The sequence below is a fragment of the Citrobacter braakii genome (assembly GCF_009648935.1).
Classification (GTDB): Bacteria; Pseudomonadota; Gammaproteobacteria; order Enterobacterales; family Enterobacteriaceae; genus Citrobacter; species Citrobacter braakii.
In genome coordinates, this window is the sequence record NZ_CP045771.1 from 1,107,113 (window position 1) to 1,120,448 (window position 13,336).

At 43.3% G+C, this 13,336-nt stretch carries 12 protein-coding genes; 8 read left to right on the forward strand and 4 right to left on the reverse strand.

Annotated elements, in window-relative coordinates:
• The first annotated feature begins 168 nt into the window (after positions 1-168).
• The 6 genes from rfaQ (at position 169) to GFC06_RS05105 (ending at position 6,493) form a co-directional block, all read left to right on the forward strand.
• Positions 169-1,239 (forward strand): lipopolysaccharide core heptosyltransferase RfaQ, encoded by a 1,071-nt coding sequence (rfaQ, locus tag GFC06_RS05080; protein ID WP_016157758.1) that lies wholly within the window; start codon positions 169-171, stop codon positions 1,237-1,239.
• Complete coding sequence (locus GFC06_RS05085; protein WP_153689899.1) at positions 1,236-2,360, forward strand: glycosyltransferase family 4 protein; 1,125 nt, start codon at positions 1,236-1,238, stop codon at positions 2,358-2,360. The genes rfaQ and GFC06_RS05085 overlap by 4 nt, the downstream gene beginning before the upstream one ends.
• Positions 2,353-3,150, forward strand: coding sequence for a lipopolysaccharide core heptose(I) kinase RfaP (gene rfaP / locus GFC06_RS05090; protein ID WP_049282810.1), 798 nt, complete (start codon positions 2,353-2,355; stop codon positions 3,148-3,150). The genes GFC06_RS05085 and rfaP overlap by 8 nt, the downstream gene beginning before the upstream one ends.
• 74 nt (positions 3,151-3,224) lie before the next feature.
• Positions 3,225-4,235 (forward strand): lipopolysaccharide 3-alpha-galactosyltransferase, encoded by a 1,011-nt coding sequence (waaO, locus tag GFC06_RS05095; protein ID WP_153690727.1) that lies wholly within the window; start codon positions 3,225-3,227, stop codon positions 4,233-4,235.
• A 90-nt stretch (positions 4,236-4,325) separates the two neighbouring features.
• Positions 4,326-5,339 carry a glycosyltransferase family 8 protein gene (locus GFC06_RS05100; protein ID WP_153689900.1) on the forward strand — a complete coding sequence of 338 codons (1,014 nt, stop codon included), beginning with the start codon at positions 4,326-4,328 and terminating at the stop codon, positions 5,337-5,339.
• Between the two features lie 11 nt (positions 5,340-5,350).
• Complete coding sequence (locus GFC06_RS05105) at positions 5,351-6,493, forward strand: lipopolysaccharide N-acetylglucosaminyltransferase (RefSeq protein ID WP_194831212.1); 1,143 nt, start codon at positions 5,351-5,353, stop codon at positions 6,491-6,493.
• A 37-nt stretch (positions 6,494-6,530) separates the two neighbouring features.
• Here the strand turns inward: GFC06_RS05105 and rfaL are convergent, their stop codons facing one another.
• The 4 genes from rfaL to rfaD are packed head-to-tail and all read right to left on the reverse strand — an operon-like array spanning position 6,531 to position 10,716.
• Positions 6,531-7,739, reverse strand: a complete 1,209-nt coding sequence (rfaL, locus tag GFC06_RS05110; RefSeq protein ID WP_153690728.1) for an O-antigen ligase RfaL — start codon at positions 7,737-7,739, stop codon at positions 6,531-6,533.
• A gap of 14 nt (positions 7,740-7,753) precedes the next feature.
• Positions 7,754-8,731, reverse strand: a complete 978-nt coding sequence (rfaC, locus tag GFC06_RS05115; RefSeq protein ID WP_153689902.1) for a lipopolysaccharide heptosyltransferase RfaC — start codon at positions 8,729-8,731, stop codon at positions 7,754-7,756.
• A 3-nt stretch (positions 8,732-8,734) separates the two neighbouring features.
• Entirely contained in the window at positions 8,735-9,781 is a 1,047-nt protein-coding gene (rfaF, locus tag GFC06_RS05120; RefSeq protein ID WP_046275755.1) for an ADP-heptose--LPS heptosyltransferase RfaF, read from the reverse strand.
• 2 nt (positions 9,782-9,783) lie between these two features.
• Positions 9,784-10,716, reverse strand: coding sequence for an ADP-glyceromanno-heptose 6-epimerase (gene rfaD / locus GFC06_RS05125; RefSeq protein WP_153689903.1), 933 nt, complete (start codon positions 10,714-10,716; stop codon positions 9,784-9,786).
• Between the two features lie 278 nt (positions 10,717-10,994).
• Between rfaD and yibB the strand changes: the two genes are divergently transcribed.
• Together yibB and kbl are read left to right on the forward strand one after the other, a co-directional pair.
• The gene (gene yibB / locus GFC06_RS05130) at positions 10,995-11,852 is read left to right on the forward strand and encodes a protein YibB (protein WP_049282859.1); all 858 of its coding nucleotides are present in this window, start codon (positions 10,995-10,997) and stop codon (positions 11,850-11,852) included.
• 279 nt (positions 11,853-12,131) lie between these two features.
• Entirely contained in the window at positions 12,132-13,328 is a 1,197-nt protein-coding gene (gene kbl / locus GFC06_RS05135; RefSeq protein WP_046275754.1) for a glycine C-acetyltransferase, read from the forward strand.
• Positions 13,329-13,336 lie beyond the last annotated feature (8 nt).

The window sequence follows — 13,336 nt, forward strand, 5'->3', positions numbered from 1 at the left end:
CCATTGGCTGTGCAAGAATTATTCGAGTCGGAACATGGCGAAAGAAGTGATACACTAGCGCGTAAAAAATCAGTGCGATATCAGTAATCAGGTAGCTGTTGAGCCTGGGGCGGTAGCGTGCTTTTTTCTGCTTAACTTTACCGGACACTCACGATAAAAGAGCCGCTTGTGGATAAGCCAATTAATAGAATTCTGGTCATAAAAATGCGTTTTCACGGAGATATGTTGTTAACAACTCCGGTCATTAGTACGCTAAAGCAGAACTATCCTGATGCGAAAATCGACGTGCTTCTCTATCAGGATACCATCCCAATTTTGTCGGAAAACCCAGAAATTAATGCCCTTTATGGTATTAAAAATAAAAAGACAAAAGTAACTGATAAAATTACTAATTTTCTGCACCTGATCGGAACGTTGCGCGCAAATGGGTATGATTTAGTTGTAAACCTTACCGATCAGTGGATGGTTGCGATACTGATGCGGCTACTGAACGCGCCAATCAAAATCTCTCAAGATTATGCACATCGGCAATCTTCTTTTTGGAAAAATAGTTTTACATGTCTGGCTCCGCTTAGCGGTGAAAATGTGGTGGAAAGCAATCTGTCTGTGCTGGCCCCGTTGAAACTTAAATCGACTGTTACGCATACAACAATGAGCTATCCTCCGGATAGCTGGGAACGTATGCGCACAGAATTAAATCGGGCTGGAGTTGGTGATGAATACGTTGTAATTCAACCAACGGCACGCCAACGCTTCAAATGCTGGAATAACGAAAAGTTTTCACAGGTAATTGACGCCTTACACCAGCGTGGTTTGGAGGTAGTTATGACCTCTGGCCCTGGCGAAGACGATCTGGCTTGCGTGAATGAAATTGCACAAGGTTGCAAAGAAAAGCCCGTTACTGCGCTGGCGGGAAAGATGAGCTTCCCCGAGCTAGGAGCGGTCATCGATCATGCGCAGTTGTTTATTGGGGTGGACTCTGCTCCGGGACACATTGCTGCTGCGGTTGATACACCATTGATATGCCTGTTTGGCGCAACGGATCATAATTTTTGGCGACCATGGTCAAAGCAGATGATTCAATTTTGGGCTGGTGATTACCGTCCGATGCCTCCACGCGAACAGCGCGATCGCAATGAAATGTATCTTTCGGTGATACCCGCTGACGATGTTATTGCTGCTATCGATAAATTATTACCGGGTAGACTTGTGCCGCCACAAGCGGGGAGTCCCGTATGATTGTTGCTTTCTGTTTGTATAAATACTTCCCATTCGGTGGGTTACAGCGTGATTTTATGCGCATTGCGCAAACTGTAGCGGCACGTGGTCACCATGTTCGTGTCTATACGCAGTCCTGGGAAGGTGAGTGTCCTGACGTTTTTGAATTGGTTCTTGTACCGGTCAAGTCCCGGACAAACCATGGTCGCAATGCGGAGTATTATTCCTGGGTCCAGGCACATTTACTTCAGCACTCTGTCGATCGGGTTGTTGGTTTTAATAAAATGCCAGGGCTGGATCTCTACTATGCTGCTGACGTTTGCTATGCCGAGAAAGTGGCACAAGAAAAAGGTTTCCTCTATCGGTTAACTTCACGATATCGGCACTATGCAGCGTTTGAACGCGCGACGTTTGAGCAGGGTAAACCGACGCAGCTATTGATGCTAACTGATAAGCAGATTGCTGATTTTCAGAAGCACTATCAGACAGAAGCTCAACGATTTCATATTCTTCCTCCAGGGATTTATCCGGACAGGAAGTATAGCCAGCAGATTCCGAATAGCCGTGAAGTTTATCGCCAGAAAAACGGTATAACAGAGCAACAAAATCTATTATTGCAGGTAGGCTCTGATTTCACTCGTAAAGGTGTGGATCGTTCAATACGTGCAGTGGCCTCGTTACCAGAAACGCTTCGGACTAATACGCTACTGTATGTTGTTGGACAAGACAGACCGAGAAAATTTGAGGCGCTGGCGGAAAAACTTGGCGTACGCAGTAATGTCCATTTCTACTCTGGCCGTAATGATGTTGCAGAATTAATGGCTGCGGCTGATATATTGATGCATCCAGCTTATCAGGAGGCGGCAGGTATTGTTTTACTAGAAGCAATCACTGCCGGGCTGCCGGTGTTGACCACAGCCGTATGCGGTTACGCGCATTATATTGTTGATGCTAATTGTGGTATGGCAATTACAGAACCATTCCGGCAAGAAACGCTGAATGAAGCCTTACGTAAAGCGCTGGTAGAGCCTTCATTGTGTTCGGAATGGAGGGCAAATGCACGACACTATGCGGATACGCAAGATTTATACAGCCTACCGGAGAAAGCTGCGGATATGATTACGGGTGGTTTAGATGGTTGAATTAAAAGAACCGTTAGCCACACTATGGCGCGGGAAAGATGCATTTGAAGAAGTTAAAAATTTACAAGGTGAAGTATTCAGAGAACTGGAGACTCGCCGTACTCTACGATTTGAACTAACGGGTAAAAGCTATTTTTTAAAATGGCACAGAGGCACTTCTCTGAAAGAGATTGTTAAAAACCTACTTTCATTACGCATGCCAGTATTAGGTGCTGATAGAGAATGGAATGCCATTCATCGCCTGAGTCAGTTAGGTGTGGATACAATGACAGGCGTGGGATTTGGTGAGAAAGGGTTGAATCCACTGACTAAAACCTCGTTTATTATTACTGAGGATCTCACACCAACTATCAGCTTAGAAGATTACTGTGCTGATTGGGCCACAAATTCTCCCGATGTGAAAGTGAAGCGTATAATTATTGATCGTGTTGCCACCATGGTGCGTAAGATGCATGCTGGAGGTATCAATCATCGCGATTGCTATATTTGCCACTTTTTATTACATCTGCCTTTTTCAGGGCGTGAGGACGATCTCAAGATTTCAGTGATTGATTTGCACCGTGCTCAGATTCGGTCGACTGTTCCCCGACGCTGGCGCGATAAGGACTTGATCGGTCTCTATTTTTCGTCCATGAACATTGGATTAACCCAGCGTGATATTTATAGATTTCTACGCATCTATTGCGAGTTGCCGTTGAAAAGCATCCTAAGTCAGGAGGCTGATTTGTTCAAGGAAGCTCAGGTTAAAGCTAATAAAATACGCGAAAGAACAATCCGTAAATCTCTGTGATTAATTTATCCTGAACTATTTGAAATGCATCATGTGAGAACATGGTCTATTTCTCAAAAATTGGTAAGAGTCAAATGTCTCAATTTAGCGATAAAGAAGTTATCCTTTCTGTTTTTGAGTACGATTTTCGGGAAAATGCTTCTGCAGACTGTTTTAATATCGGTTATGGTATTGACAGGAATTTTTTATTTGGCTGCGGTGTATCAATAGCCTCTGTATTATTGTCGAATAAAAAAATCGATTTCACATTTCATATATTTACTGATTATTTCGATGAGAGTGATAAAGCCAGATTCGCCGATCTTGCTAAACAATATCAATCCTGTATCAAAGTTTACCTAATTGATTGCAATAAATTAAAAAACTTACCTAGTACAAAAAACTGGACTTATGCAACATACTTCCGTTTTGTTATTGCAGATTATTTCTATAATAAAATAGATAAATTATTATACCTGGATGCTGATATTGCTTGCCAGGGTAGTGTACGAGAACTGGTCGATTATAAGTTTTCCGTAGATGAGATCGCTGTCGTTGTAACGGAAAGAGATTCCGAATGGTGGCATAATCGTTCTGTAACGCTGGCCACTCCAGAATTAATCGCCGGATACTTTAATGCTGGATTCTTACTTATCAACATCAACGCATGGCACAGTAATAATATCTCTTCCCGAGCCATCGAAATGTTGCGAGTTCCAGAATGGGTGGAAAGAATAACTCATCTTGATCAAGATGTCCTTAATGTGTTGTTAGCCGAAAAAGTAACTTTTATCAATGGTAAATACAATACACGCTTTAGCATTAATTATGAACTGAAAGATAAAGTAGTCAATCCTGTGAATAATGAAACTGTCTTCATTCATTATGTGGGACCGACAAAACCCTGGCATGAGTGGTCCAACTATCCGGTATCGAAGAGTTTTTTAGTTGCGAAAGAGGCCTCGCCCTGGCATTCAGTAGCGCTTCTCAAACCGACCAATAGCAATCAATTCAGATATTGTGCAAAGCATAAATTTAAACAAGGGTTATACGTTCAGGGACTGTGTAACTACTTTAATTATTATCTGACCAAGTTGAAAGGTTAACTGCTGGCTAAGTACATTGTTAAAATAATCAACAGCAATGCATATCTTAGCCGCTGGAAAATATAGCTGAAATAATGAAAGGTAATTAACTTGGACTTCAAAAGATTAACTAACTTCAAAGATATTATTGAGTTAGACAGACGTGTTACACCATGTGATGATCGTGACACTTTTAATATCTCATGGGGAATCGATAAAAATTACCAAACTGGCGCGGCAATTTCTATTGCATCAATCCTTGAAAATAATAAAGAGAGTAATATTAATTTTACTTTTCATATTATTGCGGATTATTTAGATCAAGAATATATTGTACTTTTGACACAACTAGCAGAACAGTATAAAACAGTTATTAAGCTATATCATATTGATTCTGAACCGCTGGTGTCACTACCTAAAACAAACATATGGCCAGTGTCAATATACTATCGCTTGCTTTCATTTGATTATTTTTCTGAACGATTAGAACGACTGCTATATCTTGATGCTGATATTACGTGTAAAGGCTCTTTAGAGGATCTTGCCGCACTGAAATTTGATGGGGAATATGGTGCGGTTGTAGTAGATGTTGATTCAATGCAGGATAAAAGTGCAGAGCGTCTACATAACCCTGAGTTTAAAGGCAACTACTTTAACTCGGGTGTCATGTATATAAACTTGCAGCAATGGCTTAACTCTAATTTGACAAAGAAATTCTTCGAACTATTGTTAGATGAAAGTATAGTTTCCAGAGTAAAATATCCTGATCAGGATATTTTAAATATCATGTTTTTGCATCATGCGGTATTACTACCGAGGAAATATAACTCAATTTATTCATTGAAGTCTGAGTTTGAGATTAAAAATAAAAATCACTATAAATCAGTGATTAATGAAGAGACAGTATTTATTCATTATACTGGTGTAACAAAACCATGGCACGAGTGGGCTGACTATTCCTCAGCACAATTTTTCCGCACAGTATATGAGAAGTCACCATGGAAGAATCAGCCTTATCAAGTTGCAAAACAAAAGCACGAATATAGAGAAGAATATAAACACCTTCTTTATCAAAATAAAATAATTCCAGGCCTGATCGCAGCAATTAAATATAAAACAATGTAATGGTGATCTTTATGATTGATAAAATCATATTTACTGTAACACCTATTTATTCTATTCCACCACGTGGTGCCGCAGCAGTTGAGACCTGGATGTATCAGGTTGCCCAGAGAACTAAATTCCCTAATCGTATTGTCTGTATAAAGAACGAAGGATATTCTGATTATTCTTACGTAAACGAAAGATGCAGTATTCATCGTATTGGATTTAGCTCAGTATATAAGCGTATTTTCCAAAAGTGGACTCGGCTGGATCCGTTACCTTATTCAAAGCGCATACTGAAAGTTGCCGAAAAATTTGAGATAACCGATCAAAGTGTGATTGTTGTCCATAACAGTATGAAGCTATATCGACAAATTCGTTCGCAAGCTCCTCAGGCTAAAGTTGTGATTCATATGCATAATGCGTTTGAACCTAAGTTGCTTGATAAAAAAGTTAAGATGATCGTACCAAGTTTGTTTTTGAAGAACTATTATCAATCTTATCTTCCTGAAGCTGATATTGTTATTGTGCCTAATGGTATTGACCTGGATATCTATCAATCGTCATATGAATCAATATCAAAAAATAAATTAAATATTTCCCCTGAAAGCAAGGTGGTATTTTTTGCTGGACGTATAGTCCCTGATAAAGGCGTTCTCTTGCTTCTGCAGGCTTTTGAAAAGTTGCTGCATGAGAACAAAAATCTGAAGCTTGTGGTTGTTGGTGATCACATGGAAGTAAGTAAGAACGATAAAGGTGATTATCAGCGTGAAGTTCGGGAAATAGCTGAGCGCCTCAAACCACATTGTATTATGTTAGGTAGTATCTCACCCGAGAAAATGCACTATTACTATCCACTGGCAGATATAGTTGTGATTCCTTCTCAATTTCAGGAGCCATTTTGTATGGTGGCTATTGAGGCTATGGGCGCTGGAAGACCTGTATTAGTCAGTACTCGAGGCGGCATGGTTGAGTTTGTTAAAGATAAAATTACAGGCTATCACCTTACTGAGCCGATGACTGCAGAAACTATTGCTCAGGATATTACCAGGGTAATGGCGGAAAGTAGTTTAGCGGATACCGCCCAACGAGGTCAGCAATATGTCGTTGGAAACTATAGTTGGTCTGCGGTTACACAACGGTTTGAAGAGGTTATTTGTAACTGGTTCGAGTGATAAAAAGGCTACATAAAGTAGCCTTTTTTTAACTATTTTATTTATTCTTCAGCGCTAACAGAAAACCTGCAAAAATACCCAACAGATCTAACTCAATCTGCTCAACGTTGCCGCGTATAATAAAATAACCGAAAAATGAAAGTAAAATTATTATATAAGCATTGTATGGGGAATAGTAATTCTCCCTAAATGCATGCGTAACACATTCTCTCACAATGCTAGTGTACACCAGTATTAAACCCACCAGTCCAAGTAATCCTGTACCAAACCATACAAAGAGAATAAGGTTGTGTGGTCCAATTGACTCGCGGAATGTCCAGTTTGGATAATCAACAACACGCTTGTTGTATACAATTTTATAAGCGTTATTACCAAAACCATAACCAATAACTGGGTTTTCTAAGATTAGGTCAAACGCACTTCCTTGCGTACCGTTAGTATAGCGGTATGAGCTGTCAGTTTGCTGTAATTTAACGGTCAGGTTTTCTGACATATCTTTGTATGAAAATATAGCTGTCAGAGCAACAATGGCTACGAGGATTCCTACAGTAAGCAATCGCCATTGTTTGTACATGATTATCCATGTAAGAGCAATAATAAATACAGATAACCATGCGCCACGGGACAATGTTCCAAGAATTAAAAAGGTGTATATCGCCCCTAACAACAGGAATAATATACGGTATTTTGCTGATTTAATGAGCCATAGATTCAGAAGCACTGGGAATAAAAACACCATTGCATCCGAAATTCCGCGATGTTGGTAATTAGTAAAAGGCATGAACCCTTGCTGATAGTCCTGATAATAAAGGGCAAGTTCTGAAAGGCATCGCAAACTAAGAGCTGTAAGGAACGAGAAGAATATCAACTTTGAAATGGTTTCTTTGCTTTCTTCTCTTAGTAATACAGGGATCGCAATAGTGCATAATAAGACATTTTCAACAACTGAGTTGTTTATCTCTTTCAGGCTAGCTTTTAGTTCAGGAGTGAACACTAAAGAGACGAAGGTAGCGATTACAAGAAATGATACACTTGCAAAAACAAATGTTTTAAAAATTGGAATATAATGTCGAGGATTCTTACATAAATAAACAATCGTTGTGATAGTCATCAGAATGACAATCAAATGTTTATAACGCGTAATACCACCTAAGAAATAGGTGGCGACAAACAGAAATATAAGTCCTCTATTCCAGTTTATCTTCCAGTTTTTTTTCTCATCTAAAAAAAACTTTGTTAAAGCCATCATTTCTCCGACACTTACAGACAATTATTTAAAAAATCGCAATTAATTGATTTCAATACGGTCGAAGAACGTAAGTCTGAAAGATTTTCACTTTCTGAGCGACATACCACTTGATTCTTCCCATACCCACCAATCAATCCTGGGTCCGTTGGACCGTACAACGTAATATTAGGGCGATCCAGTGCAGCGGTTAAATGACTCAGGCCTGTATCAACCGACACCACAAATTTTGCCCCCGCCAGTACGCGAGCGACCTCTCCCAAAGTCATCCGTGGAAGAACATCAACATAAGAAAAACCATTTGCCAGCCTACGGGCTCGTGCTTCTTCGTGAGGAGCACCCCATGGCAGTTTAATACGTATGCCAGCGTTATTTAACAGGCCAATTAGCTCCCGCCAGTTGGCTTCTGGCCAGTGCTTATCATCACGCGTTGTGGCATGCAGAAATACGGCATACTGGTCCGCATCAGCATTACTTTCTTTCAGAAAATGCTGAGCGATAGCGTAATCACCCTGCGACTGGGGCCTGGAATATCCCAGACTTTTGGCGAACAATTCACGCGTACGTTCTACCGCGTGCTGCTGTTTGGCAATGTGATGTTTGCGATTATAAAACAGGCTCGCCAATGGTTCGCGCGCCGTGCTCCAGTCCATACCATGCTTGATGCCACGTGCCAGACGCGTAACCAACGCCGCGCTTTTTACCAGACCCTGCGCATCAATTATCGCGTCATACTGATGTAAACGCACCGCATCGTGAAAGGCTTTACGCTCGGCTTTAATCGGCGCTGAAAACCAGGCTTTACGCCAGCGGCGGATCGCCACTGGAATAACCCGGTCAACGACTGCATGCCAGGATGGGATCTGCGCGAAGCCTTCTTCCACTACCCAATCAAATTGAATATCCGGCATGACCTGCTGCGCATCGGTTAATGCCGGTAACGTATGCAGTACATCGCCCATAGACGATGTTTTAACGATCAGTACCCGCATCCGTCAGGCTTCCTCTTGTAACAACAGGTCGTTGAGTTCTTCCAGCACGCGCTGGGGTGTGATGTCAATCAGGCTCTGATGATAGCCTTCTGCTGCATCTCCCTTGCGTACTTTGTGATAGCCCGTAATCAAGCGAATTACGCGCGCCTTGTGTGAAAGCGGCGGAGTAAAATCCGGGCTGCTGGGGCCATACAACGCTACCAGAGGTCGATTCAACGCTGCGGCAACGTGCATTAATCCAGAGTCGTTGGTGACCACCGCTTTGCAGGCGGCGAGCAGAATGACGGCCTGCTCCAGCTGTGTTTCGCCTGCCAGATTACGGCACCAGGGCTGCTGATCAACGCTCAGCGTCGCCAGGATCTCATTTCCGGCTTCATGGTCTTTTGCAGAGCCAAAAAGCACAATCTGATGGCCTTCATCGATCAGTTGCTTCGCCAGGTCTGCGTAGTGGTAATGTGGCCAGCGTTTCGCTGGACCAAATTCCGCTCCAGGGCAAAAGCCGATGATGGGGCGTTCGGCAGAAAGGGAAAACTGGCGACAGGTCAGGGACTTTTCACCTTCACTTACTTGCAACTGCGGCCATAGCAGAGGCTGCGGCAAATCTTTAGCTGACAGCATTACGCCTTTATCATAGGCCAGGGCTACATAGCGTTCGACCATCAGCGGCCAGGCATCTTTATCCAGCACGCGCGCATCGTTTAGCAGGCCGTAGCGCATTTCACCACGCCAACCGGTACGATGGGGAATGCCAGCAAAGAACGGTACCAGAGCGGATTTAAACGAGTTAGGCAGCACATAGGCGCGGTCATAGCGTTTTTCACGCAGGCTATGACCGAGTTTACGCCGCTCACCGATCTCCAGCGCGCCGTGTCCAAGCGGCATGGCGATAGCTTCGTTAACTTCAGGCATGCGCGATAATAACGGACGGCACCATGCAGGTGCCATCACGTCGATTATCGCCTGGGGATAGCGCGCCTTAAGCGTGCGATAGAGACTTTGCGACATCATCATGTCGCCCACCCAGGACGGGCCTACCACCAAAATTTTCATACTTACGCGTCGCGGTTCAGCCAGGCCATATATTCCGTTACACCTTCAGCAACGGTTTTAAACGGCTTGTCATAGCCCGCAGCGCGCAGATTAGTCAGATCGGCTTGGGTAAACGCCTGGTAGCGACCTTTCAGTTTTTCCGGGAATGGGATGTACTCAATGCTGCCTTTTTTGTGGTACGCAAGCGTTGCATCGGCAACGGCCTGGAAAGATTCCGCACGACCGGTACCAAGGTTAAAGATGCCGGAAACCCCGTTTTCCAGGAACCACAGGTTCACCGCAGCCACATCGCCTACGTAAACGAAATCACGCTTGAAGTTTTCACTGCCTTCGAACAGTTTTGGTGTTTCGCCATTGTTGAGCTGGCTGTTGAGGTGGAAAGCGACGCTTGCCATGCTGCCTTTATGGCCTTCACGCGGTCCGTAGACGTTGAAATAGCGGAAGCCAACAATCTGAGAATTGGCTTCTGGCAGGATCTGACGAACGTACTCGTCGAACAGGAATTTTGAGTAGCCGTAAACGTTCAGCGGTTTCTCATATTCACGGGATTCGATGAAATCAGAAGTACGACCGCCGTAGGTGGCGGCAGAGGACGCATACAGGAACGGAATTTCACGCTCCAGGCAGTAGTGCAACAGCTCTTTGGAGTATTGATAGTTGTTATCCATCATATACTTGCCGTCCCACTCGGTAGTGGAGGAGCATGCGCCTTCGTGGAAAATCGCTTCGATATCGCCGAAATCTTCTCCGGCCATAATCTGGATCAGGAAGTCTTCCTTGTCCATGTAGTCAGCAATATTCAGATCCACCAGGTTAACAAACTTGGTGCCATCTTTCAGGTTGTCCACCACCAGGATGTCGGTGATGCCTTTATCATTCAATGACTTGACGATGTTGCTGCCGATAAAGCCCGCGCCGCCGGTAACGATGATCATAAATGTAACCTTCGAATTTTGGAGTCAGAGACAATCTCAGACACTAATGTCTGTAATCATACCATCACATCGGCATCCCTTCAGCCTCTTAAGTAAGATGGTGGGTCGGTAGAAGGCCTATAAACACCAGTATAAGAATGCTTATTTAATGGTTATTAAGTCTATTAAATTAATCTTAAATGTACTTAGTTTTTTTATATCCATCTATGTATATTATATGTACAAAAACAAAAACTATGTGATATAATATTTTTTTTATTAATGGTTTGAAAATGGTTATGAAATCGTCTACCACTATTGTGACAGCATATTTTGATATCGGTAGGGGGGAGTGGACTGTTAATAAAGGCTTCCGTGAAAAACTTTCCCGATCTTCTGATGTCTATTTTGACTACTTCAAACGGTTAGCCGCTTTAGAAAATGAGATGGTTATTTTTACCTCGTCTGAGTTTGAAGCCAGAATTGCGGAAATACGCAAAGGTAAACCTACAAAAATTATAACCATAGATTTAGATAAAAAATTTAAATATATTAAAAATAAAATAAGACAAATCCAGCAGGATGATGCCTTCAAGAATAAATTAGAGACTCGACAGTTAGCTAATCCTGAGTACTGGTCTCCAGAATATGTGTTGGTTACTAATTTAAAAGCATATTTTGTAGCTAAGGCCATAAATGCAGGCTTAGTTAATACTCCGATGGTTGCCTGGGTAGACTTCGGATATTGCCGTAAACCGCAGGTTACTCGCGGATTAAAAGTATGGGACTTCCCTTTTGACCGTAATAAAATGCATCTCTTCACGATTAAAAAGGGTCTGGTTATATCATCCAGAAAACAGGTTTTTGATTTTATGATCGGAAATCATACTTATATTATCGGCGGCGCTATTGTTGGTTCACCAGAGAAATGGAAAGAGTTTTACTCATTAGTCACTGAGTGTCAAAAAGAGACTCTCAGAAATAATATTGTTGATGATGATCAGGGTATTTTTGTCATGTGTTATTACAAGCGCCCTGAGCTATTAATGCTTAATTACCTTGGTCGTGGCAAATGGTTCGATCTGTTCCGTGTTTATCGGCGAACCGCTTTAGGTGCAAAACTCCAGGCATTGCGAATTTTTCTCACTCGAAAGTAGTGGCTTGAATGAGATTGAAGGGTTATCTAACCAGATAGAATGCTGCAAAGGCATTCTTCTGCAATTGCTGTTTTTTTTTTATGATTTTTTATAAAATCCATCCAATTCAATTGGTTGCGATTCAGTGCGTCCAATGAATCCATACGACGGCATCACTGATTAGCCATGTGGGTATACGTGATTTATGCTTCATTTTGAAGAAGTGATGATGCGTCATCTCGTATCAGCGTATAGCTTTGGGTAATATGTGCTGAAATTTGCCCAGTCTGGAGAATTGAAATGCGTGGGGATTTTTACAAACAGTTAACGAACGATCTCGAAACCGCACGTGCGGAAGGATTGTTTAAAGAAGAGCGCATTATTACGTCTGCCCAGCAGGCGGATATCACCGTGGCGGACGGAAGCCACGTTATTAACTTTTGTGCGAACAACTATCTGGGGCTGGCTAACCACCCGGAACTGATTGCAGCTGCAAAAGCAGGTATGGATTCTCACGGATTTGGTATGGCTTCGGTCCGCTTTATTTGCGGTACCCAGGACAGCCATAAGCAACTGGAGCAAAAACTGGCGGCATTCCTCGGTATGGAAGATGCCATCCTTTACTCTTCCTGCTTTGACGCCAACGGCGGCCTGTTTGAAACGCTGCTGGGCGCAGAAGATGCGATTATCTCAGATGCGCTCAACCACGCTTCTATCATTGACGGTGTTCGCTTGTGTAAAGCAAAGCGTTTCCGTTACGCCAACAACGACATGGTCGAACTGGAAGCTCGTTTGAAAGAAGCGCGTGAAGCGGGAGCTCGTCATATCCTGATCGCCACCGATGGCGTGTTCTCTATGGATGGTGTGATCGCTAACCTGAAAGGCGTTTGTGACCTGGCGGATAAATACGACGCGCTGGTCATGGTTGATGATTCCCATGCTGTCGGCTTTGTCGGCGAAAATGGTCGTGGCTCACATGAATACTGTGACGTGATGGGGCGTGTGGACATCATCACTGGTACGCTGGGTAAAGCGCTCGGCGGCGCATCTGGCGGGTACACCGCAGCGCGCAAAGAGGTTGTTGAGTGGCTGCGTCAGCGTTCCCGTCCGTATCTGTTCTCCAACTCATTGGCTCCTGCAATTGTTTCTGCCTCCATTAAAGTGCTGGAGATGGTCGAAGCAGGCAGCGAGCTGCGCGATCGCCTGTGGGCGAACGCACGTCAGTTCCGCGAGCAAATGTCTGCCGCAGGCTTTACGTTAGCGGGAGCGGATCACGCAATTATCCCAGTCATGTTGGGGGATGCGGTAGTGGCGCAAGAGTTCGCCCGCGAGCTGCAAAAAGAGGGGATTTACGTTACTGGATTCTTCTATCCGGTGGTTCCAAAAGGTCAGGCGCGTATTCGTACCCAGATGTCTGCGGCGCATACCCCTGAGCAGATTACGCGTGCTGTTGAGGCGTTCACACGCATTGGTAAACAACTGGGCGTTATTGCCTGAGGATGTGA